Here is a 26052-nt window from a genome sequence, read left to right as displayed (position 1 = left end):
TCCATTCTAATAAAAGATGACACTTCGATGAGAGGGGGATGGCATGCCCCCTTATTGCCTGGAACCTGCTCGCTTGCGGCAAGACCGATGTTCTTGCGCCTGATCGCGAACAGGCTCTTACTGCAATTCTTTTTTCTGCAGACCGCCGGTTGTTGCCGGGCGCGATGCAGTGTCGGTGGATTGCTTCGAGAAGTAATCCCATATCTTGTTGACCATCGGGCTGTCGCTGTCTGCTGCGCGGTAGAGGCGAATCTCGACTTCCGTTGTCCAGCTGGCGTCGCCGGCTATGGCCAGCCGTCCTGATGTCAGCTCGCGGCGAGCGCAGTTTTCCGGTAGCCAGCCGATGCCGTGCCCCTCGACGACCATGGCCTTCAGCGCTTCCGACATGTGGGTTTCAGAAGTGCGTTCCAGGAAACATGGCTTTCCGGCCCCCAATAAAATACGTTCCACGACCAGCGCGAGGTAAGCCCCGGAACCGTAGGCCATGAAGGGGAGCGGCTTCTCGAAGCTTCCGGGCAATTTGAAAATCGGGCTGCCGTCGGGTTTGACCCCGGAGCACGGGACGACCCTGTCTTTTCCAAGCGTCAGGTATGGAAAGCTGAGCGAGGTCTTCATCACGGGCAGTTGCGGGTGGTGATAAACCATCACGAAATCGGTTTTGCCATCCATGAGCGCGGTCGCGGCCTCATGTACGTTGACTGCAGTAACGTGGGCCTGCAGCAAGGGGAAAGTTTCTTTCAGCTTCTTGAGCCAGGCGGGGAAGCTCGTGATCGACAGCGTGTGTGCGACCGAGAAGCGCACCTGTTCGGCATGGGTGGGGCCGTGCCCTTTCAGGACGGCGCGCATTTCGTTGATCTTGTGCAGGATTTCTACGGAGAACGCATGGAATATCCGCCCGTCAGAAGTCAGGCGGACGCCCTGAGCGCTGCGGTCGATCAGCTCGGTTCCCAGCCACTCCTCCAGCGCCTGAATCCTGCGGCTGAATGTGGGCTGCGATACACCGCGCCGCTGCGCGGCCTGGGAGAAGCCTCGAGCCTCTACCAGGCATACGAAATCTTCAAACCAACTGATGTCCATGTTGTGTTGTCCCCGTTTTTTTATGAAGGGCGCCATTATCCAAGAATGGCGTTTGTAGTTTTTGATTATGGACTACATGTGCTTAAGGAGGCTCTGGTTCATTCCCCTGATCGTTCAGCCATGACACCGAGCGGTCAAGTGTTCAGGTTGATCCCGTTTCGGATCGAGGAGTTATCCTGTTGCCTGTTAAGCGATTGTTCCCAAAAGCCTTTTGCCGTAGATGGTGCAGTCATCCAGGGCAAGGGCAACCTGGAATCAACCTGTCCAGAGCCTCCGCAGCGAGGCCAGAATAGGGCGGTTTATTTTCAGGAGCAACGCGTTGTCTTTATTTGCATAACCCTATGCATTTCTCGTATGACGGTACGAAACGGGGAGAAACCCGCTCTAAAGTGGCGCCATCTGCAAAAGGAAGTAGTCGCAGGTCTTGAAACTACACATTGGAGCGAGTCATGAAAAAAAACGAACGTCTTGAGCACGATCTTCTCGGAGATCGCATGGTGCCGGCGGATGCCTACTATGGCGTACATACCCTGCGTGCGCTGGAAAACTTCCCCATTACCGGCACGCCGATTTCGATTTATCCGGAGCAAGTGCGCGCGCTGGCCGAGATCAAGATGGCCGCAGCGCGTGCCAATAACGAACTCGGCTTTCTGGACCAGAACAAAGCCGATGCCATCGTCAAGGCTTGTGAAGAAGTGATTGCCGGCAAGCTGCACGACCAGTTCGTGATCGACGTGATCCAGGGCGGAGCGGGCACCTCGACCAACATGAACGCCAACGAAGTGATTGCCAACCGCGCGCTGGAAATCATGGGCTTTGAGAAGGGCGAGTACAGCAAGCTGCACCCGAACGAAGACGTCAACATGAGCCAGTCGACCAACGACGTCTACCCGACCGCACTGCGTCTCTCGACCTACGTCAGCCTGATGGGCCTGATCGAATCGATGGATTACCTGCGCGAAGCTTTCGAAGCCAAGGCCGAAGATTTCAAGCATGTCCTGAAGATGGGCCGCACCCAGTTGCAGGATGCCGTGCCGATGACGCTGGGCCAGGAGTTTTCCACCTACGCCGTCATGCTCGGAGAAGACATCGAACGCGTGCGCGAAGCCTCCCGCCTGCTGTGCGAGATCAACCTTGGCGCGACCGCCATCGGCACCGGCATCACCACGCATCCGCAGTATGCCGAGCGCGTACGCCACCACCTCGCCAGAATCAGCAGCATTCCTCTGATCACCGCCCCCAACCTGATCGAAGCCACGCAGGATTGCGGCAGCTTCGTGCAGCTCTCCGGCGTGTTGAAGCGCGTCGCGGTCAAGCTCTCCAAGGTCTGCAACGATTTGCGCCTGCTCTCCAGCGGTCCGCGTGCCGGCTTGGGCGAAATCAACCTGCCGGCCCGCCAGGCTGGTTCCAGCATCATGCCGGGCAAGGTCAACCCGGTGATTCCGGAAGTGGTGAACCAAATTGCCTTCGAAGTGATTGGCAACGACATGACCGTGACCATGGCCGCCGAAGCCGGCCAGCTCCAGCTCAACGCCTTCGAGCCGATCATCGCGCACAGCCTGGGCAAGAGCATCACTCACCTCTCTCGCGGTTGCCGTGTGCTGGCCGATCTCTGCGTCTCCGGCATCACCGCCAACGAAGAACGGCTGCGCAAGAGCGTGGCGGATTCGATTGGCGTGGTCACCGCGCTGAATCCGTACATCGGCTACGCCCATGCGACCGAAGTGGCGCAGGAAGCGCTGATCTCGGGCCGCGGCGTATCCGAGCTGGTGCTGGAGAAAGGGCTGCTGAGCGCTGAGGATCTCGCCGAAATTCTGCGGCCTGAAGTGCTGACGCGGCCGTGTGTTCCGCTGGCGAAACAAAAGGTCGCCAATACCGCTCGTTAAGTCCTGCGACCCGGAGCCGAGGGCAATCCGGAACCGGATTGCCTCGGTTCGCACGGGGGCAGGCTTGTATGAGAAACAATAAATTTAATACCGAGGATTGAAGGAGAGTTGAAGTGAATGCAAACAAACTTACCATCAGGATCATGATCGGCATGGTCCTGGGCATCATCGCCGGCTGGGCCGTCAACACCATGGCCCCCAGCCCCGCTGCGCTCAAGGAAATCGCCAGCTATTTCACCCTGTTGAGCGACATCTTCCTGCGCCTGATCAAGATGATCATCGCCCCGCTGGTGTTCAGCACCGTTGTCGCCGGCATCGCCAACATGGGCGACAGCAAGTCCGTGGGCCGCGTCGGCGGCAAGGCCTTGCTGTGGTTCATCACCGCTTCGATCGTGTCCTTGCTGCTGGGTTGCCTCATGGCTAACCTGCTGCAACCGGGCTCCGGTCTGGGCATGCCGTTGCCGGCCGCCAATGCTGCCACCAATCTTGCCACGGCCAACCTCACCTTCAACAAGTTCCTGTTGAACGTGTTCCCGACCAGCGTGTTCTCGGCATTTGCCACCAACCAGATCCTGCAGATCCTCGTATTCTCGATCTTCTTCGGTCTGGCCATCGCTTCGCTGCCCAAGGGTCATGCCTCCACCATCACCAAGTACACCGATGAACTGGTGCACGTCATGATCAAGGTGACCGACTTCGTGATGAGCTTTGCTCCGATTGGCGTGTTCGCCGCCATGGCCGCCGCGATCGCCACGCAAGGTCTGGGCGTCCTGGCCACCTACGGCAAGCTGATCGGTTCCTTCTACATCGCGCTGGTACTGTTGTTCGTGTTCCTGATCTTCGCTGGCTGGCTGTTCCTCGGTCGCCGCGTCATGACCTTGATGCAGATGATGCGCAGCGTGTTCCTGCTGGCCTTCTCCACCGCCAGCAGCGAAGCGGCCTACCCGAAGACCATGGAGCAACTGGAAAAGTTCGGCGCCAGCAACCGCGTGACCAGCTTCGTGCTGCCGCTCGGTTACTCGTTCAACCTCGATGGCTCGATGCTGTACCAGTCCTTCGCCATCCTGTTCATCGCCCAAGCCTACGGCATCGACATGCCGATCTCGCAACAGCTGATGATGCTGGGCGTGCTGATGGTCTCCAGCAAGGGCATGGCCGGCGTGGCGCGTGCTTCGCTGGTGGTCGTGGCTGCCGTACTGCCGATGTTCAACCTGCCGGAATCCGGTCTGTTGCTGATCATGGCCATCGACCAGTTCCTCGACATGGGCCGTACCGCGATCAATGTGGTGGGCAACAGCATCGCCTGCGCCGTTGTCGCCAAGTGGGAAGGGCAGCTCGGCGAAACCATTCCGGAAGACAAGGATCTGGAAGAAAAGGTGTGCTGAAAGCAGCCTAGCTGAAGGTGTTTTCCTCTCAGTAAACAAACAAGGCCGCGAATTTCGCGGCCTTGTTTGCTTTGTCGGCAGAATTATTCGTTTCTGCCGGTTCTTGGCCTCTTGTTTCTCCGCAACAAAAAACCCGGCGAGTGCCGGGCCGGGAAATGGCTTTAAACCAACAAACTGCAAAAAGTCATGCTTGCGCCTCGGCATTTTTCAGAATGCCGTAGATCTGATCTTTAAGTGCCAGCTTCATCTTTTTGAGCGTTTCAATCTCTTCATGAGTCGCTATTTCAATCCGGGCTTCCATGTTTTTGATCTTTTGATCCAGTTGGTTGTGCTGATCGAAAAGGCTCATGAAATGCCGGTCTGCGTTGCGAAGTTGGGCGATCAGGTCGCGGTGCTCATGAAACATAATCTCTCCTTACAAGGGTTGCTCACATTTTCACCGTAGACCGACATGCCGCAGCCATGCAAATCACAGTCTGACAAACGGCGCTATTTGCAAACCACCAAACCGGGCAAGTACGTCTATGTTCATAAGTTGACGAATGAAAAAGCCGGTTCATGGCCTCGGCCGAGAAATCTGCTCCGTGCCATTGGCCAGCCGCACGCATTTTTGCGCTAGAACTTCTGTAGGGTCGATCAACGCCACGACCTTGTCGCCAACGGGGAAACGATTCGTTTGCTGCAACAGCAATGGCAGCTCTGTACATCCCAAAATCATGATTTCTGCGCTGGATTCGGCGAGGTGCGCGATGGCTTCGACCAGCTCCGTCTTGCATTGGCCATCGGTAAAACCGGCCTTCACGCCGTGTTCGCTGTAAATCGCATCCATCACTTTCTGCTGGAATTCCGGTGCGGGCGCGATGAGGTGGACCCCTGCCGCTTCGGCTACTGCATGGTATACCTTGCTGGCGATGGTGCCGCTGGTTGCCAGCAAGCCGACGGTTTTGCCCTGGCCATGCTGATCCACGATATAAGCGATGGTTTCGTGCAGCATGTTGATGATCGGAATTTCAAGCGATGGCTGGATTGCGCCGACAAAAGCGTGTGCGGTATTGCAGGGGATCGCAATGGCTTGCGCGCCCGCGGCTTCGAGTCGCCGGCAGGCGGCCAGCAGCGCAACGGTTGGATCGGTTTTGTGATGGACAAGACAGGCTGTCCGGTCAGGAATCTGGGGGTTCTGTTCCACCACGATCTTGATATGGTCCTGATCGCAACCTGCGGGCGTGTTGCGAATGATCTTGTTCATGAAATCCACCGTAGCAGCCGGGCCTACGCCGCCCACGATCCCGAGCCTGAACGGGGCCGGCATGGCTGAAGCGGAAAAATGCTGCGCGAATTCGGCGTAAATCTCGTTGCAGTTCGGCAGGTCGATGCCCTGCTGCTGCAGGCCGGAAGCCAGTAGCGAGAGCTCGGTAAAGCCCGGTACCAGCAGGTCGGCGCCCTGTTCCAGTAGATGCCGGCATACCTGCCTGGCCTGGTCCATTGCCCGGCCTTCGGTTTGGCCGGACTGAACGCCTTGATCGCCATAGATGCAATCCATGAGGACCGCCTGCTGTTCGGGGGCGGGGTAGACCAGCGAATACCGTGCGCCGAAATACTTTTCGAACAGACCGGATTGGCGAACGCAATCCGAAGTCAGGATTCCCAGCGTGCTTCCGGGCATGACCCGTTTGGCAATATGGCGTTCCAGCGCTTCCATCATGTCGAGCAATGGCACCTCAAGCTCCGTCTGGATTTCATCCCGGAAGGTGTGGCTGGCAAAACAAGGCAGAAGGATCGCGTCGACATGGCGCTCGGCAAACGATTGGCAAACCTGGAACACATACAGCTTGCGCGAGGTCAGGGAGCAGTCGTTTCTTAGCGCCGAACCGGCGTTGCGGAACGGGTGTTGTTCAAGCAGAAAGTCCTGAAACCCCGACGCAGCAACGTGCGGGCGCGATTTCAGCAGCCTGGTGAAAATGTCGGCGGCAGCCAAATCGCCCAGCCCGCCGATAATGCCCAAAGTTCTGGTGTGCATGATGAGTGTCCTGGATACGCTGGAGGTATCGAAAATGAAAAGGAGAAATCAAATTCTAGAGGCGTATCGTTGGCGGGTTGATGAGGATGGCTCATGTGCATATGCGATAATGGAATAGTTTCCATGTGCTTTTAACCACATGATTTTTATATAATTGTTTTACGTGTTCCTGCAGCGGTTTGCAAAATTCAGGGAAGAATGCATATGAATTTGATATGGATCGGCGATTTGTTGGCTCTGGCGGATACGCGAAGCTTTTCCCGCGCGGCGGAATTGCGCCATATCACCCAGTCGGCTTTGTCGCGGCGCATCCGTTCGCTGGAAGACTGGGTCGGTGCCGAGCTGGTCCATCGCGGCACCTACCCGCTGGAGCTGACGCAAGCCGGGCTGTTTTTTTGCGAAGAAGGGCGCGAGGCCTTGAAAACCCTGCTGGATGCCCGTGCCGATATTCGCCAGGAAACCCGCATGCCGGGCAGGGCAATCCAGATACGGGCCGGGCATTCGCTATCGATGACCTTTCTGCCGAAGTGGATGAAACAGTTCCAGCAATGGCACGGGCATTTCAACGCGCGCGTGGTCGCCGAAAACGTGCTGGACGCCGTCATGGCCCTGACCGAAGGCAGTTGCGACCTGATGTTCTGTTACCACCACCCCAGCGCACCCATTCTGCTTGACCGGGACAAGTTCGATTGCCTGATCCTGGGGCGCGAGGCGTTCATACCGGTTTCTGCGCCCTTGGCCTCCGGCATGCCGGCATTCGATCTCACCGGGCGGAAAAAACAGCCCGTACCTTATCTGGCCTACACCGCAACCTCTTTCCTCGGGCGCGTGGTCGAATTCATCCACAAGCAATCTTCCCGGCAGGTGGCGCTTGAGCGCTGCTACGAAGCGGATATGGCCATGCTGCTGATGAACATGGCCAAGGAGGGCTACGGTGTGGCATGGCTGCCGGAAAGCGTTGCGGCAGATGCCTTGCGGTCAGGCCTCTTGGCCAAGGTCGGGGGAGAGGAGTGGCAGACCCAACTGGAGATTCGCGCCTATCGCGCCAAGCACAATGCCAATCCCACCTTGCAGGAGCTTTGGAGTTCGCTTGTGGGTGATGGTAGCCGCGGCTAACCATACTCAGTTATGGGGGTAATGCCGTTCACTTAAGAAAAGTGAGCGGCATTTTTCTTGAACAGCGCTGCATGCAGCACGCTCCGCCCTGGAAGGCGCCGAGAAGCACAGCAAGGCGCGGGAATTCGGCGAGCACTGTTTGAGGCCGCAGGCCGAGTTGCGCAGCCGCCGCGTCTTGCGAGCATCGCAGGGAACCCCGCAGGGGCGCCGGAGTGGGCTTGCCTAGGCTCTGTTGACGTTGGTTGCAAATCTGCGCTGGGCCGGAAAATGGCCAGTCACAAGGCATGCGACGCAGACAATAACCGGTTATTTTCAAGGCGCATAACGCAGTGAATGGCGTTTTTCCGGCCCAGCCCTTCGGGTTTGGGATATTTCGAGCGGCTTTCTGCGTTGCAAACCGCTTGCAATACCCGTATTGCGGCGCGCTTTGCGCCTTGAAATCCATCTCGAACTACCCCAAACGCAGATTTGTAACCAACGTCAACAGAGCCTAGGGGTGAAGGGGATTGTGCGAGACAAATCCCTTTCCCGTATGCCGGGCGGAACCGGCTGTAAACCCTGCGCCGCAGGCGCATAAAAATCCTTAAGTGAACAACATTGCAGTTATGAGGGGATTTACGTCGAACCTGATGCCGCAATCTTGAGTCAGCACGCGATCAGCGCGGAATGTGCGGCGGCCAGAATCTGGCGGGTCAGGCCGTCGAGCAGGGCCGATGCGGCCCGCGCGTGCTGCCAGTACAACGGCACGTCCAGCGGGGTGCCCGGAACCAGTTCAACGAGCGAGCCGTCCTCAAGGTGCGGGGCAATCAACGCTTCGGGGTGCATCCCCCAACCCATGCCGGCCAGTGTTGCGGTCACGAACGCTTGCGACGACGGCAGCGAGTGGCGGGGCAATTCCACATGCCGATGACACAAGCGATGCGCCCAGCGCGTCTGCAACTCGTCCTTGGTGTTGAAGAGCAGGCTGGGTGCGCGAGTCAGGTTGCCGGCGCCGACCCCGTTTCCGAAGTAACGCGTCATGAAGGCCGGGCTGGCGGCGGCCATGTAACGCATCGCGCCCAGGGGCTGGCTGTTGCAGCCGGCGGTCGGGCGGGCCGAGGCGGTCACGGCGGCCAGCACTTTGCCGCTGCGCAACCATTCCGAAGTATGGTCCTGGTCGTCCACGGCGACCTCCATCAGCACGGGGGCTTCGGCGGCGAATCCGGCCAGCGCGGGCGCGAACCAGGTGGCGAGGCTGTCGGCGTTCACCGCAACGGGCAAGGTCACCCTGACGAGCCCCTCCGGCGCGAGCGTCGGCAGCGCTTCTTGCAGTTCCTGTTCGAGCAGGCGCACACGGTCGACATGCTGGCACAGGCGTCGCCCCATTTCCGTGGCGCGGCAAGGCTGTTCGCGCACCACCAGCGCGCATCCGACGCGTTCCTCCAGCAGCCGAATGCGCTGTGAAATGGCCGATGGCGTCACGTTGAGTGCGCGGGCCGCGCGCTCGAAGCTGCCTTCACGGATGACGGCAGCCATTGCGAAAAGGGATGCATAGTCCAGCATTGGTTCAGTTTTTCTAAAGTTGATTTAGTAACGATAGTTTGTCTTCATTTGAGAGGGCAGGCAATCTTGGCGTTCCCTTCGTTTCCTGGAGCGCATGTCAATGTATTTCCCTGTTTTTGTTCAGGGTCTGGTTCTGAGCTTCAGCCTTATCATTGCGATTGGCGCGCAGAATGCGTTCGTGCTGCGCCAGGGGCTGCGCCGCGAGCATGTGGGGAGCATCGTGCTGTTCTGTGCCATGACTGATGCCGTGCTGATCATGGCTGGGGTCATGGGCATGGCGCAGGCGCTGGGAAATAACCCCGGCCTGGCGCGCGTATTGGCGCTGGCCGGTGCCGCGTTCCTGGCTTTCTACGGGTTGCAGGCGCTACGCCGGGCGCGATATTCTCAGCAATTGCAGGCCGCCAAAGGCGAGGCAGGCCTTAGCCGTGGCGCGGCGATGGCCCAAGCAGTGGCCTTTACGCTGCTCAATCCGCATGTTTACCTGGATACCGTGCTTTTGATCGGCAGCATCGGTGCCCAACAGCCCGCACAACTGCGCGGATGGTTCGTGCTGGGGGGCAGCACGGCCAGCCTGTGCTGGTTCGGGATTCTTGGATTTGGCGCGCGCTGGCTGGCACCTTTCTTTGCCAAACCCAAGGCCTGGCAGATTCTGGACGGGCTGATCGGCCTGACCATGTGGGTATTGGCAGCTGTGCTGGTGCGCCATGTCGTCAATGGTTTTTAAGCCAAGCAAACGGCATTTTCTTGATCAGCGCTGTTTGCAGCACGTCCTGCCCTGGAAGGCGCTGAGAAGCACAGCAAGGCGCGGGAATTCGGCGAGCACTGTCTGAGGCCGCAGGCCGAGTTGCGCAGCCGCCGCGTCTTGCGAGCATCGCAGGGAACCCTGTAGGGGCGCCGGAGTGGGCTCGCCTAGGGGTGAAGGGGATTTGGCGAGACAAATCCCTTTCCCGCCTGCCGGTCGGAACCGGCTGTAAATCCCGCGCCGCAGGCGCATAAATCCTTCAGTAACGGCATTAGCCCTACATCGGGCTTTCTTCGCAGGGGGTATCTGGTGGCAATGAGTCCGTGCCAGACTTACGTCCCTCGTCTCGGCCCACGCGCAACGGCCAGGCTTCTTGCTCTACTCCATTCCCCGCGGTGAGAGAGGATCAGAACCACTTCCGCCTGCGGAAATACAGCCCCAGCGAACTACCGATCACGAGCATTGCGCCCAGCACCGCATAAAATCCCCAGTGCCATTCCAGTTCCGGGATGAACTTGAAGTTCATGCCATAGATGCCGGCGATCAGCGTCAGCGGCATGAACACGGTGGTGATCGCGGTCAGCATGCGCATCTGCATGTTGGTGTGGTGCGTCTGCAATGACAGGTAGGTGTCCTGCAGTCCGCTTACCAGATCGCGCAGGGTTTCCACGCTTTCGATCAACTGGATGGTGTGGTCGTAGACGTCGCGCAGGTAGAGCTGGGTCTCGGGGTGGAAGCGGTCGGCTTCGTCGCGTTGCAGGGTGTTGATAACTTCACGCAATGGCCAGAGCCCGCGCTTGAGGTAATGCAGCGTGCGGCGCAGGTTCTGGATGCGGTGCAGGTGTTCGGGTTTCGGGCCGGTGGAAATTTCTTCTTCCAGCGTTTCGATGCATTCGCCCAGCACTTCCAGCACGCTGAAATAGCGGTCGACCAGCTTGTCGAGCAGCGCATAGACGAGGTAATCGGCGCCCAGCTTGCGGATCTGCGCCTGGGTGCTTTTCAGGCTGTCGCGGATGCTATTGAAGGTTCCGGTCGGCTTTTCCTGGATGGTCAGTACGTAATGCGCGCCCAGGATGATGCAGATCTGCTCGCTGCCGATCTCGCCCTCGGGGCTGACGTGCACGAGGCGCGTCGTGATGAAGAGGTAGCGCGGATAGACGTCGACCTTGGGCCGTTGCCCGGTATTGAGGATGTCTTCCAGGACCAGTGGGTGCAGGTGGAAACGCTCGCCCACAAGCTGGAGCAGGTCGACGTTGCCCAAGCCGTGCAGGTTGAGCCATTGCGTCTGGTAGAGCGGTTCGAACGTGCGCCCTTTTTCCAGCGAGGCGAAGGTGGTTTCGCGGTAGTCGTTCTCGCCCTCGCCGTATTCGATGAGGGTGGCGAGCGTTTCGCTGGCTTCGTTCTCGCCGACATAGACCAACGTTCCCGGCGCGCAGCCGGCCTTGGCGGCGCTGGGCCAGACTTTCAGGCCAGCGGGGCGGGGATGACGTTGAGTGTTACTCCGACTTCTTGCCATATCCTGATTTCCTCGGCGACCACGTGAGAGGTGAGCGGGTGCGCTTCGAGCCAGCCCGGTTCCAGCTCCAGCGTGTATTCCTGTCCGTTGCGCCGAAAGCCGATGACGGCGGGCAGATCATCCTGGCGGGCGCGGCAGAACAGTACCGCCAGGCGCAGGCAGGCCAGCGCACCGCGCTCTTCGCGGCTGAATTCGCCCAGATTGACTTTGGTGAGCCGGCCCCGGTGAGCAATCACCAGGCGCGCCATCAGTTCCTGCTCGCGGCGCGAGAAGCCGGGGATGTCGGCATTCTGGATGATGTACGCGGAATGGCGCCGGTAGCCGGAATGGGCGATGGAAATGCCCACCTCGTGCAAGCGGGAAGCCATGACCAGATGGCGGGCGAGCTCGGAAATTTCCGCAGAGCTTTCCGTCATCAGGTGTTCGAAAAGCTCCTGTACGAGGCGCGATACGCGCGCGACCTGGGCCTGGTCGACATGGTAGCGGCGCAGGAATTGCAGCACCGATTGCTCGCGCACGTCCTTGTCGGTTTGCCGCCCCAAGAGGTCGTAGAGCACGCCTTCGCGCAGGGCACCGTCGGTGACGCCCATTTGCCGGATGTTCAGCATGTCGAAAATGGCAGCCATGATTGCAAAACCTCCCGGTAGCACGGGGCGGCGGTCAGCGCGCAAGCCGTTGAGTTCGATCTTGTTGACGCTCCTGGCCGAAAGCAGCGCACGGCGCAGCCTGTCCAGCCCTTCCGGGGTGATTCCCTGGGGGGAGTAATCGTTGAGTTCCAGCAATTCGTACAACGAGGAGGCGGTGCCCGAGGTGCCGATGGCACGGTCCCAGTGGCCGCTGTGGAATTCGTTGACGAGGTTCTGCAGGCTGCCGCGCGCGGCCAGTTCGGCTGCGGCCATGCGCTCCGGCGTGATCTTGCCGTCCGGGAAGAAGCGCTGGCTCCAGGTCACGCAGCCCAGTTGCTTGCTTTCGGCGCGCAGCGGCTTGGTGCGGTTGCCGATGATGAATTCGGTCGAACCGCCGCCGATGTCGACGACCAACCGGGTTTCCTTGGTCATCGGCAGGCTGTGCGCGGCGCCGATGAAAATCAGGCGCGCCTCTTCCTGTCCGGCCACGATTTCGATGGGAAAGCCCAGCGCGGCCTCGGCTTCAGGCAGAAACTCCTGGGCATTGCTTGCGACGCGGAAGGTGTGGGTGGCGACCGCACGCACCGATTCCGGAGGCAGGCCCCGCAGGCGTTCGGCAAAGCGCGACAGTGCGTCGAGTGCCCGGTTCTGCGCTTCGATGCCGAGGAACTTGTTTTCGTCGAGCCCCGCGCCCAGACGCACGGTTTCCTTGATCGTATCGAGCGGCAGCAGCCCGCCACCGGGCGTGACGCGAGCGATCTGCAGGCGGAAGCTGTTGGAGCCGAGGTCTACTGCGGCAATAACGGGCAAGTCGGTCATTTCGGGCTTTTCGTGTCTATGGCAAGTCAAACGTCAACAGAGTTTGGCGAGTCGGCCAGCAAATAGCGGGGTTTATTGCATCCATCCGTTCGCTCCCGGATCAGGGGCGGGCATGGGGGCTAGGGGGGATTTTGCGGCGCAGGCATGAACAGCACTGCTGAAATCCCCCTCAATCCCCCTTTGGTAAAGGGGGAAGCAAGTGCGTCCCGCGCACTGTTTCTTGCCCACGCTTTGCCACGAACGGCGCTTGATGGCCGAATCAATAACGCAATTTCGCCGGCAAAGCCGGCGAAGTCACTGGTTAACGGAATTCCTTCACGCCTGCGGGCGTGCCCAGCAGCAGCCGGTCGGCACGACGCTGCGCGAACAGGCCGTTGGTGACCACGCCGACGATCTGGTTGATTGCGGTTTCCAGTTTCACCGGCTCGGCGATAGCCATGCCGTGCACGTCGAGAATCCAGTTGCCGTTGTCGGTGACGACGCCCTCGCGCCAAGCCGGACGACCTCCGAGTTTGACGAGCTCGCGCGCCACATGGCTGCGCGCCATCGGGATCACTTCCACCGGCAGCGGGAACTTGCCCAGCACCTGAACGTATTTGCTTTCATCGGCAATGCAGATGAATTCGTCGGATACGGCTGCGATGATCTTCTCGCGCGTCAGCGCCGCGCCGCCACCCTTGATCATCTGCAGTTGGTGGTTGATCTCGTCGGCGCCATCGACGTAGACGGGGATGCGGTCCACTGCGTTCAGGTCGAATACGCGGATGCCGTGCTGCTTCAGGCGCGCCGAGCTGGCTTCCGAGGCCGATACTGCGCCGTCGATGCGGCCCTTGATCTTCGCCAGGGCGTCGATGAAGCAGTTGACGGTGGAACCGGAGCCCACGCCCACGATGCAGTTGTCCGGGATGAAGGCGATGACGGCTTCGGCGGTGGCTTTCTTGAGTTCGTCCTGGGTCATGGTTTTTCCTCGAATGATTGGCGCGATTATACCTGCCTCGTGTATGCAGGGGGCCGCCAGAGCATGACTTCGACTATAGCAGCCAAGTCATCTCGTTGTTTTCAAAATGAATCATTTCATGATGCAGTGCGCAATGGGTGTCGATGTTCCAGCGCTGTGCATCGAGGACTGAGACGGGCACCAGCCCGATCAGGCTGTTGCTCAGCCACACCCGCTCGGCGCGTAGCAGCTCGTCCAGCGTCAGGGCGCGTTCGGCAACCGGCCAGCCCAGACGTCGCGCCGCCTCCAGCGCGACTTCGCGCATCACGCCAGCCACGCCGCCGCCATCCAGTAGCGGTGTAACGAGTTGGCCGTCGAGCTTGACCAGCACATTGCTCATGACGCCTTCAAGCACATGGCCGTCGCGGTCGAGCAGCAGCCCTTCCTGGATGGCCGGATCGGACCATTCCTGCCGCGCCAGCACGTTTTCCAGCCGGTTGAGGTGTTTCACGCCGGCCAGCGCCGGCTGCCAGCCGGCGCGAACATTGCAAAGCCGCACGCGGGCGCCATCGCGGTACAGGCTGCTCGGGTAGGCTGGCAGCGGGGCGATCTGGGCGATGCGGTTGGGGTGAATGTCCGGCGGGATGGCGTAGCCGCGTGCCGATTCGCCGCGCGTGACGATGAGCTTGACGGTGGCCGAGCGCCAGCCGCTGCGGTTCAGCAGCGTACGGATATCGGCGAGCACGTCGGTCTCTTCCGGCGGGACGATTCCCAGTGCGACGCAATCTGCGCAGAGTTTTGTGTAATGCCGTTTCCAGAAAGCCAGCCCGCCATCGACGAGCTTGATCGTCCTGAATACGCCGTCGCCGAACTGGATCGCGCGGTCCGCGAGCGGCAGCGAATCGGCCGGGAGTCCGTTGACGAGCCTCATCCGGCGACTCCCAGCGCCCGCAGCAGGCCGCGTGCCTTGTGGCGCGTTTCCATGAGTTCGCGTTCGGGATCGGAATCGGCCACGATGCCGGCGCCGGCGCGGAAATACAGGTGGTTGCCGGTCTGCATGAAGGTGCGGATCAGGATGTTGAGATCGAGCGAGCCATCGCGGTTGATGTAGCCGAGGCTTCCGGTATAGGCGAGCCGCGGGCGGTCTTCGAGTTCGCGGATGATCTGCATGCAGCGTACCTTGGGGCAGCCGGTGATCGTGCCGCCGGGGAACAGCGCGCGCAGGATGTCGGCGGCGTTGATGTCGGGGCGCAGGCGGGCGCGGATGTTGGATTCGATATGGTGGACGAAGGCGTAGGTTGCTACGGCCATGAGCTCGTTGACCTCTACGCTGCCGGGAACGGCCAGCCGGCCCAGATCGTTGCGCTCCAGGTCGACCAGCATGATGTGCTCGGCGCGCTCCTTGGGGGTGTCGATCAGTTGCTGTTTCAGCGCGGCATCCTCGGCGGGATCGGTCGAACGCGGATGGGTGCCGGCAATCGGGCGGGTCTGGATCAGGTCGCCGCGCACTTCCACGAGTCGTTCCGGCGAAGAACTGACGACCTGCATCTCGCCCAAGTCGAGCAGCGCGGAAAACGGTGCCGGGTTGGCGCGGCGCAGGCAGGCGTAAACGTCTGCCGCCTTGCCGCCGGCGAGTTTCACATCCCAGCCGCGCGAAAGGTTGACCTGGAATACGTCCCCTTCGTAGATGTAGCGCTTGCAGGCAAGAACACCGTCGAGGAAGGCTTGCGGCACGTCTTCACCGATCTCTTCGACGGTCACGGCGTTCGGTGTCCAGGACGGGGCTTCGCGCAGTGCGGATTCCAGTTCTTCGAGCAGCGTCAGCGTTTCCGCGACCAGCGTGGCCTTGCCGTTGCCACGTTCGACCAGCACCGCTGCCGGGCAGCGGATCAGCGCCGCGACCGGGAACGCGGGGTCGGGCCAGGCCGGTACGCTGGGTTCGAATCTTTCCAGCAGCTCGTAGCCGGCGTAGACCAGCCAGCCGCCGGAAAAGGGCAGGGTAGTGTCGATGGCGGGGCTGCGTGACAGGGCGGCCAGATCGTCGAGAAAGCGGGCGGCTTCGTCGTGGCGGTAAATTCGCATCGTTTCGGGCAGCGCAAACAGGATGTCCCAGCCTTCCGTGTTGCTGGATTGCAGCAGGGCCGGAAACAGGTCGCGCCGTGTAGCGTGCAGCGCCAGCAGATCGGGCGCGGCGGAGAGCGATTGGGTGTGGATTTGCGTCATGGCGGGATTATAAGCAACAACGCGGCGCAGGGCCGCGTTGTTGTTGGGGCAACCCGGAGGTTATTCCAGTTCCAGATAGAAACGAGACGAGGAAGAGGCGCGCAGACAGTGCAGGTAGCACGGCAAGCGCCGATGACAAAGTATCGTTTCTTTCTGGAGTTGGAATTACATCTCGATCTGCATGCCCATCTCTACCACGCGGTTGGGTGGAATGCCGAAATAGGCGGTGGCGCGCATCGCATTGCGCGACATAACCGAGAACAGGTGGCGCTGCCACCAGGACAGGGCCGGACGCGTTGCCTCGACGATGGTTTCACGGGACAGGAAATACGATGTGTTCATCGGATCGAATTCCAGTTCCGGATACTGCTGGGTAATCAGTTCCTGAACCTCGGATACGCTCACGTCGTCCTTGAAGCCATAGGTGGCAACAGCCTGGTAGAACGTCTTGCCCAGTTTCTTGACCGCGACCTGTTCTTCACGTGCCACATAAGGTACGTCTGCAGTCTGCACGGTCAGGAAAACCACCTGCTCGTGCAATACCTTGTTGTGTTTGAGGTTGTGCAACAAGGCGTGCGGCACGGAATCGGAGCTGCCGGTCATGAAGATGGCAATGCCTTCAACCCGCTGCGGGGGGGCCATTTCCAGGCTTTCGACAAAGCCCTTGAGAGGCAGCTCGCCTTCGCGAAGCTTGTCGGAGAGCAGGGAGCGACCGCGTTTCCAGGTGGTCATCAGAGCGAATATGACCAAGCCGATCAGCAGCGGGAACCAGCCGCCGTCGAGCAGTTTGAACATGTTGGCAGAAAGAAAGGCCACATCGACCAGCAGGAAGGTGGCGAGCGCACCGTAGACCAGCCAGCGCAAGGAACCGGCAACGCCTCGACCCAGCACGGTCAGGGCAATCGCGGTTTCGATCACCATGGTGGCACAAACCGAGAAGCCATAAGCCGAAGCCAGATTGCTCGACGATTTGAACGATATGACGAGCAAGACGACGGCGACGAGCAGGAACCAGTTGATCTGCGGAACGTAGATCTGGCCCATTTCATGCTCGGAGGTGTGGTGCACGCCCATGCGCGGGCAATAGCCGAGGTGAACGGCCTGGTTGGTGACCGAGAATGCACCGGAAATGACCGCTTGCGACGCGATTACGGTCGCAGCTGCAGCCAGGATCACCATCGGGATCATGGCCCATTCGGGAGCCAGCAGAAAGAAAGGATTCTTGATTGCCGCAGCATCGCGCAGCAGGAGCGCGCCCTGGCCGAAATAATTGAGTGAAAGCGCTGGCAGGGCGACAAGGAACCAGGCCTTGCGGATCGGGCTTTTCCCGAAGTGACCCATGTCGGCATACAGCGCCTCGCCGCCGGTCACGACCAGCACGACCGAGCCCAGTGCGGTGAAGGCCAGGAAGGGGTGTGCGGCGAAGAAGGCGACGGCGTGCCACGGGTTGAGCGCTTGCAGTACGGCAGGTGTCTGGGCGATGCTGATGATGCCCAGCGTGGCCAGCGTGGCAAACCAGAGCACCATGATCGGCCCGAACAATTTGCCAACGACCGCCGTGCCGCGCTGTTGCAGCAGGAAAAGCGCGACCAGAACGCCAATGGTCAACGGAATGATGTAGGCGTCCAGCCGGTGCGAAATGATGCTGATCCCCTCGAAGGCCGAAAGCACGGAAATCGCCGGGGTGATCATGCTGTCGCCGTAGAACAGTGCCGCGCCAAAGATGCCCATGATCATGATGAGTTTTGAGCGCTTGCTCGAGGCGGGCATCCCGCGTTGCGCCAGCGCCATCAGGGCCAGAATACCGCCTTCGCCCTTGTTGTCGGCGCGCATGATGGCGGAAAGGTATTTGAACGACACCACCATCATGATCGACCAGAACATCAGCGACAGGATGCCGAAAATCTGTCCGGGAGACGGGGTCTGGCCACCGATGTGAATCAGGCACTCTTTCAGTGCATAAAGCGGGCTGGTGCCGATATCGCCGAATACCACCCCCAAGGCAGCCAGGATCAAGCCAGATTGGGCGCTGTGTGAAGCAGACGGTGAGCTCATGAAAGGAATCCGATGATGCAGCCTTGCAAAGGAAACGAATTATAGCCGTCCGGTTCATGCCTTACGGTTTTTTCTTGAATTCATGCGGCCGGAGTGTTGGATTTTGTCTGCCGGCCACGAAGCGCTCTTTGGTAGAATGGCCGGATATGCCTATCTCGAAAAGATGCCTGTCATGAGCCAGTTCTGGAGCCCCATCGTCCGCGAGCTGACCCCTTACGTTCCGGGGGAGCAGCCGAAGATCGACAACCTGATCAAGCTGAACACCAACGAAAACCCCTACGGTCCCTCGCCCAAGGCGGTGGCTGCGATGCAGGCCGCAGTGGGCGATGCGCTGCGTCTCTATCCCAATACCGAGAGCAGCCCGGTCAAGACGGCTGTGGCCCGCTACTACGGCATCCCGGAAGAATGCGTGTTCGTCGGCAACGGTTCGGACGAGGTGCTGGGGCTGAGTTTTCCGGCGCTGCTCAAGCACGATGCGCCGCTCCTGTTTCCGGACATCACCTACAGCTTCTACCCGGTGTACTGCAAGCTGTTCGGCATCGACTACCGCACCGTGCCGCTGGCCGACGATTTTTCGATCCGCATCGAGGATTACTCCGGCGATTGTGGTGCGATCATCTTCCCCAATCCCAACGCGCCGACCGGGCGCCTGTTGCCGCTGGAGGCGGTTGAAGCCTTGCTCAGGCAACATCCGGACAAGCCCGTGGTCGTCGACGAGGCTTATGTCGATTTCGGCGGCGAAACGGCGGTGCCGCTGATCGGCAAGTATCCGAACCTGCTGGTGGTGCAGACGCTATCCAAATCGCGCTCGCTGGCCGGTTTGCGCGTGGGTCTGGCGATGGGAGCTCCGGAGCTGATCGAGGCGCTGGTGCGGGTGAAGAACAGCTTCAACTCGTATCCGCTCGACCGCGTGGCGCAGGCAGGTGCTGCTGCGGCATTCGACGATGTGGTGTATTTCGAAGGGACGCGCAACGCGGTGATTGCCAGCCGGGTAAAACTGACCAACGATCTGGCCGAGCTCGGTTTCGAAACCATTCCATCGGCGGCCAATTTCATCTTTACCCGCCATCCGCAGCGCGATGCCGCGGAGCTTGCCGGCAGACTGCGCGAGCGTGCGATCATCGTGCGCCATTTCAAGCAGCCCGAACGCATCGCGCAACATCTGCGTATTTCCATTGGCACACCGGCGGAATGCGCGGCGCTGGTGGAAGCGCTGCGGGAAATCCTGGGGTAACCGCGCATAATCAAACCGGGACGGCCGCGCGTGTAGTGCGGCCGTTTTCTGTTGATCGTCCCGTGCGCCGTTGCGCCACGGCTTCGGCCAAGTCTTCCAGTATTTCCACCGTCTCGTTCCAGCCGATGCAGGCATCGGTGATGCTCTGGCCGAAAACCGGCTTGCGGCCGGGCTGAATATCCTGCCGGCCCGCGACCAGATTCGATTCGATCATGACCCCGATGATTCGCTCGTCGCCCGCGGCGATTTGCCGACCGATCTCGGCGCAGACCGGAAGCTGGTTTTCATGCTTCTTGCCGCTGTTGGCATGACTGGCGTCGATCATCAGCCGCGCCGGCTGACCTGCTCGCATCAATGCCGCGCAGGCTGCGTCGATGCTCTGCGCATCGTAGTTCGGTGTTTTTCCTCCGCGCAGGATGAGATGCCCGTCCTCGTTGCCTGCCGTGGCGGTAACCGTGGCGCGCCCGTCCGCATCCGTCGAGAAAAAATGATGGGGGTGGGCAGCGGCCAGGATGGCATCGACGGCGATCCCGATATTGCCGTCCGTACCGTTCTTGAACCCGACAGGGCAGGGCAGGCCCGAGGCGAATTCGCGATGGACCTGCGATTCCGTCGTGCGGGCGCCGATGGCGGCCCAGGCCACCAGATCCGAGATGTAATGCGGCGCGACGAGATCCAGGTATTCCGTTGCGATCGGGAGTTCCAGTGCGGTGATTCCGAGCAGCAGCCGGCGTGCAGCTCTCAATCCATGCTGGATATCGAAACTGCCATCCATGTGTGGATCGTTGATCAGGCCCTTCCAGCCCACTGTGGTGCGTGGCTTGGCGAAATAGGCGCGCATCACGATTTCCAGTTCTCCTCCAAGTCGGGCGCGCAGCACGGCAAGGCGTTCGGCATATTCGAGCGCAGCCTGCGGATCGTGGATCGAACAGGGGCCGACGATAACGGCCAGCCGGTCGTCCGCGCCGTGCAGAATGTGGTGGAGATTCTTGCGCGCCTTGGCGACGAGGAGCTGTGTTTGCGCGGGGCAGGGGAGTTCCTGCTCCAGTTGTGCGGGCGAAATCAGGGCAGTGGTGTGACGGATTCGGCTATTTTCTGGTGCGGGCATGGCGGCTCTCCTGGTATCGGTTTTACAGGTCGGGCGGCCAATAAAAAACCGCCAGACGGGCTGACGGTTTCGGGTGTAGGGGTATTTTTTGGACTCAGCGCAACGCCTCCCGATCCGTCAAGGGCCTGATGTACCAATAAAAATAGGAAAAGGCGGTCATGGCGGAGCGGTTCATGGGCGCTGGGTCGTCAATATGTAATCTTGAGAGTCGATACTAATAGCTTCGCCCGTGGGTGACAACCTGAATTTTTGGGCACGGTGTTTGCTGCTGGGCTTTCCTGTAATTTTTGACTATCGTACAAACTATGCCGAGGGTAGATTCATTTCTTCCCGGGCGTTTCCAAAAACAAAAATCGATCCATCTGGAGTTCCCTATGAGCCTTGATCTCTTGAAGCCGGGCAGTATCAAGAAAAAGCTGTTTCTGACCTCAACCGCGCTGGTCGTGGTGCCGATACTCTGCATCATCTTGATCCTCAATTATTCGTTGGGAAAAAAGTCGGAGGCGGACTTCCTGGCTCGAGCCGCCGGCGAAATGAAACAGGTCGACAACGTCATTTCCGTGCTGCTTGATAATGCCATGACAAATATGGATTTGATGGCAGCCCATCCGGCTATGCAGCGTCTGGATAGTTCGCTGAACAACTATGTGGCTCGTACGACAGACACTGATCTGAAGACCCTGACACGCGGACCGCTCGAAACCGAGATATACAATCACTTCCGCATGATAGGTAAAGCCAATCCGAATCTTCTTGAGCTGTACATGGGTACCAAGCAAGGCGGGTTCGTGACGGATGACCAAAGCAAGGTCAAAGCCGGTTACGATCCGCGCAAACGCCCTTGGTATCAGGACGCTGTCGCACAGAAAGGCAAAGCATCCATTGCCAAGGCGTACCTATCGACGACCGGCGAGAATGTGACCGCCGTGGTCAAGTCCTTTCATGGCGCGGATGGCGAAGTCAACTATGTGCTTGGTATCGATATTTCCCTGAAGCGGCTTACTGAAATCCTTAACGCCATCAAGATCGGGGAAACCGGTTATCTGATCCTGGTCGAAGGTGACGGTACGGTACTGACCCATCCCACCAGAAAGGAACTGCTCACCAAGAACATTTCCAGTGTCAATATTCCTGAATTGACTGAGGCGGTAAAGAACAATGCTGCTTCGTTTATATACAAGGTCGATGGCGTCGAGAAAGTCGGCCGGGTGATGGCGGCTTCCCGTGGCGGCTGGAAACTGGTCAGCGTGATTGACCGCAGCGAAATCCAGGCCAGTGCCCGTTATCTCATGGGCATCGTTGTATTGGTCGGTCTCGTATTTACCGTACTAGCGGTGGTGACGGCCTATGCCATGGCGAACCGCATTACGTCCGGCATCAGCCGCATCAACGTTATCATGCAGGAAATCGCCCGCGGCGGCGGCGACCTTACGAGACGCATTGACATCGAAGGCAATGACGAAATTGCTGAAACCGCGCGCCACTTCAATACCTTCCTTGAAAGCCTGCGCGGCATGTTTGCTGATATCCGCCGCGAAGCCGTGCGCCTGACTGAAGGCGTGCACTCGGTCAACAGCGTGCTGGGTAAGCTCTCCGACGACTTCCGTGAGCTGGCCGACCAAAGCTCCAGCAATGCCGCAACGATCGAGGAAATCACGGTTAGCATCTCGCATATCGCCGGCAATGCCGGAGAGGCGGATTCTCTGGTCAAGCAAACCAGCGAGCTTTCGGTTGAATCGGCCCATACCATCGCCGAAGTCGCCGGCAAGGCCGGGCAGTCGGCGCATGAGGTCGAGAATCTCTCCGCCTTGCTGGAACAACTCAGCCAGCGCTCGCAGGAAATCAGCGGCATCACCCAGGTCATCAAGGAAATCGCCGACCAGACCAACCTGCTGGCCCTGAATGCGGCAATTGAAGCCGCACGTGCCGGCGAGCAGGGACGCGGGTTTGCCGTGGTGGCGGACGAAGTGCGCAAGCTCGCTGAACGTACCGGCGAAGCCACCCTGCAGATCACCTCCATGACCGAGGGCATGCGCAACGAAACGGCCAGCGCGGTGAGCAACATGAAGCAGACGCTGGTATCGGCACAGGGCGGCGTTGCATTCGCCGAGGCCGCTGCAAGCAAGATCGACGGTATCCGCAACAACATGGATGACGTGCGAAGCAAGATGGAAGAAATCGCCCATTCCACGCATGAGGAGCAAACCGCGACTACCCTGATGGCGCGTAGCGCAGAGGGGATCACCAACCGCATGCAGAGGTCAGAAGACGAGCTGGAGAAAGCGACGGCGACGCTGCAGGAGCTGGATCGCGTGGCACAGGGCTTGCAGGACAAATTCAGTTCTTTCAGAACCTGACAAGCAAGGCAGTACAGAGCAAAAGCGGCCCCGGTGCGGGCCGCTTTTTTGTTACCGGATTTCTGGGCAAGCCCATTTGCTGGCAGAATGACGCCATTACGGTTTCCGGGCCGGCTACAGGCGTGGCCGGTTCCTTCGCTTCATGTTCATTCATCTTGCCGGCGCGTTGTCGCTGGTCTGCATCTGGTCCACGACCGCGCTTTCGATCAAGTGGAGCGTGGTGGATTACCACTACAGCGCCGCGCTGTTTTTCCGTTTTGCCCTGGCTTTCGTGATTCTGCTGATGGTCGCTGCATATCGTGGCGTCAAAATCCGCCCCAGCCGCGAGGCATGGCGTGCCTGGATCGCCGGCGGCGGCTACACGGTGTTTGCCATGATCTGCACCTACTGGGCGGCGCAGTACGTCAACTCCGGTTTGGTGGCCGTGCTGTACGGGCTCAACCCGTTGCTGGCGGTCATCCTGGCCTCCCTGTTGCTGCGTCAGAAAATCCAGCGCAATGAGGTGGTCGGCTGCATTCTGGCTTTGGGCGGACTGGCGGCCATTTTTTCCGAACACCTGCATCTTGGTGCGGAGGGTATTCCGGCCTTTCTGGTCATCTTGCTGGCGGTGACTGTCAACAGCCTGGGGGCGGTGAGGCTGAAGGTCCACTCACAGGGGCTGGATACCTTGCTGGTCAGTACCGGCTCGATCGGGGTCTGCGTCGTAGCCAGCGCTGTCGTCTGGCTCGCTTATGGCATCCCCCTGCCAGCCGGGGTGCCGCTGCGGGCCACGGGGGCGATCGTTTATCTGGCGCTGGTGGGGTCGGTGTTCGCGATGAGCGTCTATTTCTGGCTGATCCGGGAATGTCGCCCGACGCAAGTGGCGCTGATCCCGATGATCGCGACCGTTTCTGCGCTATGGTTTGGCTACGCACTCAACAACGAGGTGCTGACCCGTGAAGTTTTGCTGGGAACCGTCCTGATCGTGGCTGGGCTGGGGGTGCATCAGATGGGCGTGCTGCGTTCCAGGTAACTTGGTGATCTGCCCCGCAAATAACGAAACATGAAAACTTGTCTTTGCGTGTCTAGTAGTCAGTCACGCAGGTTCGCGCCTAGCCAGCCGTACAAATCCGGCGTTTTCATTGTGTTCCGCCATTTACGGGGCAGACCACTAGCAAACGCTGCACGACGCCCCGGTGCGCGGCGGCGAAGTCGATCCCGGCGGTGCCCATGCGCTGCAATTCCTCCGGCTTTTGCAACAGCGACAACGCCGTTGCCGCGATGGCGTCAGCGGCGGCTTCCTGTTGCGCCGCACCGCTTTCCAGCGCTAGGCGTGCAGCCTCGGCAAAGTTGAAGACCGAAGGTCCGAGCAGGACCGGGGCGCCCACTGCGCAGGCTTCGATCAGGTTCTGGCAGCCGAAAGGCAACAGCGAGCCGCCCATGATCGTGAGATCGCTTGCCGCAAACCACGCGCTCATTTCGCCCATGCTGTCGCCGAGCAACACCCGAATATCCGTAGGGACAGAGTCCCCCAACCACTGGCTGCGGCGCAGATAGCCGAGCTTCTTTTCTTCCAGTAGCCGGGCTACCGCATCGAAACGTTGCGGGTGGCGCGGCACCAGCAGCAAAAGCATGTTCTCCGGCCAGCCTGCGGCGAGCAGCGCATCCAGCAGCAGGGTTTCCTCACCTTCGCGGCTCGAAGCGAACAACAGGGTTTTGCGTCCGGCGAATTGCGCTTTCCAGCGTTGGCCGCGCTCAACAAGTTCGGCAGGCGGCAGGTTGTCGAACTTGATATTGCCAACGATTTCCACCCGCCGCGCGCCCAGTTGGTGCAGGCGGTCCGCATCGTCGCGGCTTTGCGCCAGCACGCCGGCCAGCCTAGCCACGGCAGGGCGGATCAGGGCGGCGATCTTCAGGTAGCCCGCGAGCGATTTCTGCGAGAGCCGGGCGTTGGCCAGCGTCAACGGGATGCCGGCATCGGCGCAGGCATGGATCAGGTTGGGCCAGAGTTCGGTTTCCATCAATATGCCGGCGCGCGGCCGGAAATGCCGCAGGAAGCGTTGCACCGCGCCGGGGTAATCGTAGGGCAGGTAGGCGATTTCGACTTTGTCTCCGAAGAGCTCTTGCGCCGTGGTGCGCCCGGTCGGCGTCATGCAGGTCAGCAGGATCGGGCAGAGCGGATCGCGCTTGAGCAGGGCGTTGACGAGCGGTGCCGTGGCGCGCATCTCGCCCACCGAAACTGCATGCAGCCAGAGCGGGGCGGCACCGGCAGGGCGGGAGGGGTAAAAGCCGAGCCGCTCGCCCCAGTGGCTGCGATAGGCCGGCTGCTTGCGGCTGCGCTTGAGCAGGTAAAGAAAAATGAAGGGAAGGCCGGCCCAGAGCAGGAGGCGGTACAGCCCGCGAGCGATCATTGGCGGATTCCGGCCAGTACGGCTTGCCAGACGGTATCGATGTCGGGCGGTGCGCCGTTGGCGCCCAGATTGACCGCGCCGTATGCCGCGCGTACGCCGGTCTTGAACGGATCGGATGCGCAGAAAATGGCAACTACAGGCGTTGCCAGCGCTGCGGCCAAATGTGCGAGGCCGGTATCGACGCCGACCACGATGCGGCTGCCGGCCAGCAAGGCAGCAGCCTCGGTCAGCGACAGGCGCGGCGGGCAGATGGCGCCGGGAATGCCCGCCGCCAGGCGCTCGCTGCGTGCCCGTTCGGTTTCGTTGCCCCAGGGCAGTACAGGCGTCAGACCGAGTTCGACGAAACGTTTTCCCAATGCCTGCCAGCGTTCTTCCGGCCACTCCTTGTCGGCGCGGCTGGTGGCCGTGAGCAGCGTCACACAGGCGGATTGCGACAGCCAGGAAAGCGACAGTTGCGGGGGCAGCAGGCCGTAATCGATTGGCCCCGTTACCTCGTAACCGAGCGCCGCAGCGCTCAACAGGCGGTTGCGGTCGATCGCGTGCAACTCGCGCGAGACGGCATAACGCCGGTCATAGAAGAGGCTGGCTGCCGGTTCCCGGATGCTCTTGCTGTCGTAACCTGCGACCGGCCCCTTGGCCAGCTTGGCGACCAGCGCGCTCTTGACCAGCCCCTGGGAGTCGAGAACCAGATCATAACGTTCGCAGCGCAATTCGGCGGCAAAACGGCCGAGGTCGTCCCCGCACAGCGTGGCGACCGGTGTTTTGCGCCAGCGCCGCATGCCGACGGGAATGACCCGGCTGATAGCCGGATGCAGGCGCGGAATTTCCTGAAAACCCTCCTCAACGACCCAGTCGATCCTGGTCTGTGGGCAGGCGCGGGCCAGATCGGTGACGGCGGGCAGGTTGTGGATGACGTCGCCCATGGAAGAGAGGCGGACAAGGAGGATTTTTTGCATGGACGAATTTTAATTCCAATTCGTCCCGGGCACGATAATTTTGTCAGCTATCTACCCGGATCTGCT

The 26052-nt window shown here is 60.3% G+C and carries 20 protein-coding genes; 7 read left to right on the top strand and 13 right to left on the bottom strand.

The window, feature by feature from the left end; genetic code table 11:
- Positions 1-117 precede the first annotated feature (117 nt).
- The gene (locus BMZ36_RS07020) at positions 118-1077 is read right to left on the bottom strand and encodes a LysR family transcriptional regulator (protein WP_091193435.1); all 960 of its coding nucleotides are present in this window, start codon (positions 1075-1077) and stop codon (positions 118-120) included.
- Between the two features lie 449 nt (positions 1078-1526).
- Here BMZ36_RS07020 and aspA point away from each other — a divergent pair, with 449 nt between their 5' ends.
- The gene (aspA, locus tag BMZ36_RS07015; RefSeq protein WP_091193432.1) at positions 1527-2963 is read left to right on the top strand and encodes an aspartate ammonia-lyase; all 1437 of its coding nucleotides are present in this window, start codon (positions 1527-1529) and stop codon (positions 2961-2963) included.
- A 113-nt stretch (positions 2964-3076) separates the two neighbouring features.
- Positions 3077-4348 (top strand): dicarboxylate/amino acid:cation symporter, encoded by a 1272-nt coding sequence (locus tag BMZ36_RS07010; protein ID WP_091193428.1) that lies wholly within the window; start codon positions 3077-3079, stop codon positions 4346-4348.
- A 184-nt stretch (positions 4349-4532) separates the two neighbouring features.
- Here the strand turns inward: BMZ36_RS07010 and BMZ36_RS07005 are convergent, their stop codons facing one another.
- Both BMZ36_RS07005 and cuyB read right to left on the bottom strand, forming a co-directional pair.
- Positions 4533-4697: an HP1242/YdcH family protein gene (locus tag BMZ36_RS07005; RefSeq protein WP_308417364.1), complete on the bottom strand. Its 165-nt coding sequence runs from the start codon at positions 4695-4697 to the stop codon at positions 4533-4535.
- Between the two features lie 207 nt (positions 4698-4904).
- Positions 4905-6365 carry a cysteate racemase gene (gene cuyB, locus BMZ36_RS07000; RefSeq protein WP_091193420.1) on the bottom strand — a complete coding sequence of 487 codons (1461 nt, stop codon included), beginning with the start codon at positions 6363-6365 and terminating at the stop codon, positions 4905-4907.
- Between the two features lie 204 nt (positions 6366-6569).
- Between cuyB and BMZ36_RS06995 the strand changes: the two genes are divergently transcribed.
- Positions 6570-7481 (top strand): LysR substrate-binding domain-containing protein, encoded by a 912-nt coding sequence (locus tag BMZ36_RS06995; protein ID WP_091193417.1) that lies wholly within the window; start codon positions 6570-6572, stop codon positions 7479-7481.
- A gap of 645 nt (positions 7482-8126) precedes the next feature.
- On the opposite strand, the gene BMZ36_RS06990 is transcribed toward BMZ36_RS06995, so the two are convergent.
- Positions 8127-9023 (bottom strand): LysR family transcriptional regulator ArgP, encoded by an 897-nt coding sequence (locus BMZ36_RS06990; protein WP_091193412.1) that lies wholly within the window; start codon positions 9021-9023, stop codon positions 8127-8129.
- 100 nt (positions 9024-9123) lie between these two features.
- On the opposite strand from BMZ36_RS06990, the gene BMZ36_RS06985 reads away from it, so the two are divergent.
- Positions 9124-9747: a LysE/ArgO family amino acid transporter gene (locus BMZ36_RS06985; protein WP_218142653.1), complete on the top strand. Its 624-nt coding sequence runs from the start codon at positions 9124-9126 to the stop codon at positions 9745-9747.
- Between the two features lie 424 nt (positions 9748-10171).
- Here BMZ36_RS06985 and corA read toward each other — a convergent pair whose 3' ends face one another.
- The 6 genes from corA to BMZ36_RS06955 all read right to left on the bottom strand — a co-directional run bounded on the left by corA (position 10172) and on the right by BMZ36_RS06955 (position 17941).
- Positions 10172-11281, bottom strand: coding sequence for a magnesium/cobalt transporter CorA (gene corA, locus BMZ36_RS06980; RefSeq protein ID WP_091193512.1), 1110 nt, complete (start codon positions 11279-11281; stop codon positions 10172-10174).
- Positions 11230-12726: an exopolyphosphatase gene (gene ppx / locus BMZ36_RS06975; RefSeq protein WP_091193405.1), complete on the bottom strand. Its 1497-nt coding sequence runs from the start codon at positions 12724-12726 to the stop codon at positions 11230-11232. The genes corA and ppx overlap by 52 nt, the downstream gene beginning before the upstream one ends.
- 301 nt (positions 12727-13027) lie before the next feature.
- Complete coding sequence (gene rpiA, locus BMZ36_RS06970) at positions 13028-13684, bottom strand: ribose-5-phosphate isomerase RpiA (RefSeq protein WP_091193398.1); 657 nt, start codon at positions 13682-13684, stop codon at positions 13028-13030.
- Between the two features lie 73 nt (positions 13685-13757).
- Positions 13758-14594, bottom strand: coding sequence for an aminodeoxychorismate lyase (pabC, locus tag BMZ36_RS06965; RefSeq protein ID WP_091193394.1), 837 nt, complete (start codon positions 14592-14594; stop codon positions 13758-13760).
- On the bottom strand, positions 14591-15886 hold the full coding sequence (locus tag BMZ36_RS06960) for an aminodeoxychorismate synthase component I (protein WP_177187814.1): 1296 nt from the start codon (positions 15884-15886) through the stop codon (positions 14591-14593). The genes pabC and BMZ36_RS06960 overlap by 4 nt, the downstream gene beginning before the upstream one ends.
- Before the next feature lie 165 nt (positions 15887-16051).
- Entirely contained in the window at positions 16052-17941 is a 1890-nt protein-coding gene (locus tag BMZ36_RS06955; protein WP_091193389.1) for a potassium transporter Kup, read from the bottom strand.
- Positions 17942-18113: 172 nt separating this feature from the next.
- Between BMZ36_RS06955 and hisC the strand changes: the two genes are divergently transcribed.
- Complete coding sequence (hisC, locus tag BMZ36_RS06950) at positions 18114-19175, top strand: histidinol-phosphate transaminase (protein WP_091193504.1); 1062 nt, start codon at positions 18114-18116, stop codon at positions 19173-19175.
- 10 nt (positions 19176-19185) lie between these two features.
- On the opposite strand, the gene BMZ36_RS06945 is transcribed toward hisC, so the two are convergent.
- Positions 19186-20283, bottom strand: a complete 1098-nt coding sequence (locus BMZ36_RS06945; protein ID WP_091193384.1) for a 3-deoxy-7-phosphoheptulonate synthase — start codon at positions 20281-20283, stop codon at positions 19186-19188.
- Between the two features lie 374 nt (positions 20284-20657).
- On the opposite strand from BMZ36_RS06945, the gene BMZ36_RS06940 reads away from it, so the two are divergent.
- Both BMZ36_RS06940 and BMZ36_RS06935 read left to right on the top strand, forming a co-directional pair.
- Positions 20658-22640, top strand: coding sequence for a methyl-accepting chemotaxis protein (locus tag BMZ36_RS06940; RefSeq protein ID WP_177187813.1), 1983 nt, complete (start codon positions 20658-20660; stop codon positions 22638-22640).
- A gap of 142 nt (positions 22641-22782) precedes the next feature.
- Positions 22783-23652 (top strand): DMT family transporter, encoded by an 870-nt coding sequence (locus tag BMZ36_RS06935; protein WP_091193377.1) that lies wholly within the window; start codon positions 22783-22785, stop codon positions 23650-23652.
- Positions 23653-23758: 106 nt separating this feature from the next.
- On the opposite strand, the gene waaA is transcribed toward BMZ36_RS06935, so the two are convergent.
- Positions 23759-25030, bottom strand: a complete 1272-nt coding sequence (gene waaA / locus BMZ36_RS06930; protein WP_091193374.1) for a lipid IV(A) 3-deoxy-D-manno-octulosonic acid transferase — start codon at positions 25028-25030, stop codon at positions 23759-23761.
- Positions 25027-25986: a lipopolysaccharide heptosyltransferase I gene (gene waaC / locus BMZ36_RS06925; RefSeq protein WP_091193369.1), complete on the bottom strand. Its 960-nt coding sequence runs from the start codon at positions 25984-25986 to the stop codon at positions 25027-25029. The genes waaA and waaC overlap by 4 nt, the downstream gene beginning before the upstream one ends.
- Between the last annotated feature and the right edge of the window lie 66 nt (positions 25987-26052).

The sequence above is a fragment of the Formivibrio citricus genome (genome assembly GCF_900115065.1).
Lineage (GTDB): Bacteria > Pseudomonadota > Gammaproteobacteria > Burkholderiales > Chitinibacteraceae > Formivibrio > Formivibrio citricus.
Note: the sequence above shows the minus strand (reverse complement) of the source record. Positions and strands in the feature narration are given on the sequence as shown.

Excerpts from the sequence above, each read along its gene's own strand:
- hisC (WP_091193504.1), top strand. The coding sequence starts at position 18,114 with ATGAGCCAGTTCTGGAGCCCCATCGTCCGCGAGCTGACCCCTTACGTT.
- corA (WP_091193512.1), bottom strand. The coding sequence starts at position 11,281 with ATGGCAAGAAGTCGGAGTAACACTCAACGTCATCCCCGCCCCGCTGGC.
- BMZ36_RS06960 (WP_177187814.1), bottom strand. The coding sequence starts at position 15,886 with ATGACGCAAATCCACACCCAATCGCTCTCCGCCGCGCCCGATCTGCTG.
- BMZ36_RS07020 (WP_091193435.1), bottom strand. The coding sequence starts at position 1,077 with ATGGACATCAGTTGGTTTGAAGATTTCGTATGCCTGGTAGAGGCTCGA.
- waaA (WP_091193374.1), bottom strand. The coding sequence starts at position 25,030 with ATGATCGCTCGCGGGCTGTACCGCCTCCTGCTCTGGGCCGGCCTTCCC.
- pabC (WP_091193394.1), bottom strand. The coding sequence starts at position 14,594 with ATGAGGCTCGTCAACGGACTCCCGGCCGATTCGCTGCCGCTCGCGGAC.
- rpiA (WP_091193398.1), bottom strand. The coding sequence starts at position 13,684 with ATGACCCAGGACGAACTCAAGAAAGCCACCGCCGAAGCCGTCATCGCC.
- BMZ36_RS06985 (WP_218142653.1), top strand. The coding sequence starts at position 9,124 with ATGTATTTCCCTGTTTTTGTTCAGGGTCTGGTTCTGAGCTTCAGCCTT.
- cuyB (WP_091193420.1), bottom strand. The coding sequence starts at position 6,365 with ATGCACACCAGAACTTTGGGCATTATCGGCGGGCTGGGCGATTTGGCT.
- BMZ36_RS06995 (WP_091193417.1), top strand. The coding sequence starts at position 6,570 with ATGAATTTGATATGGATCGGCGATTTGTTGGCTCTGGCGGATACGCGA.
- BMZ36_RS06955 (WP_091193389.1), bottom strand. The coding sequence starts at position 17,941 with ATGAGCTCACCGTCTGCTTCACACAGCGCCCAATCTGGCTTGATCCTG.
- ppx (WP_091193405.1), bottom strand. The coding sequence starts at position 12,726 with ATGACCGACTTGCCCGTTATTGCCGCAGTAGACCTCGGCTCCAACAGC.
- aspA (WP_091193432.1), top strand. The coding sequence starts at position 1,527 with ATGAAAAAAAACGAACGTCTTGAGCACGATCTTCTCGGAGATCGCATG.
- BMZ36_RS06990 (WP_091193412.1), bottom strand. The coding sequence starts at position 9,023 with ATGCTGGACTATGCATCCCTTTTCGCAATGGCTGCCGTCATCCGTGAA.
- BMZ36_RS06935 (WP_091193377.1), top strand. The coding sequence starts at position 22,783 with ATGTTCATTCATCTTGCCGGCGCGTTGTCGCTGGTCTGCATCTGGTCC.
- BMZ36_RS07005 (WP_308417364.1), bottom strand. The coding sequence starts at position 4,697 with ATGAGCCTTTTCGATCAGCACAACCAACTGGATCAAAAGATCAAAAAC.
- BMZ36_RS06940 (WP_177187813.1), top strand. The coding sequence starts at position 20,658 with ATGAGCCTTGATCTCTTGAAGCCGGGCAGTATCAAGAAAAAGCTGTTT.
- waaC (WP_091193369.1), bottom strand. The coding sequence starts at position 25,986 with ATGCAAAAAATCCTCCTTGTCCGCCTCTCTTCCATGGGCGACGTCATC.
- BMZ36_RS06945 (WP_091193384.1), bottom strand. The coding sequence starts at position 20,283 with ATGCCCGCACCAGAAAATAGCCGAATCCGTCACACCACTGCCCTGATT.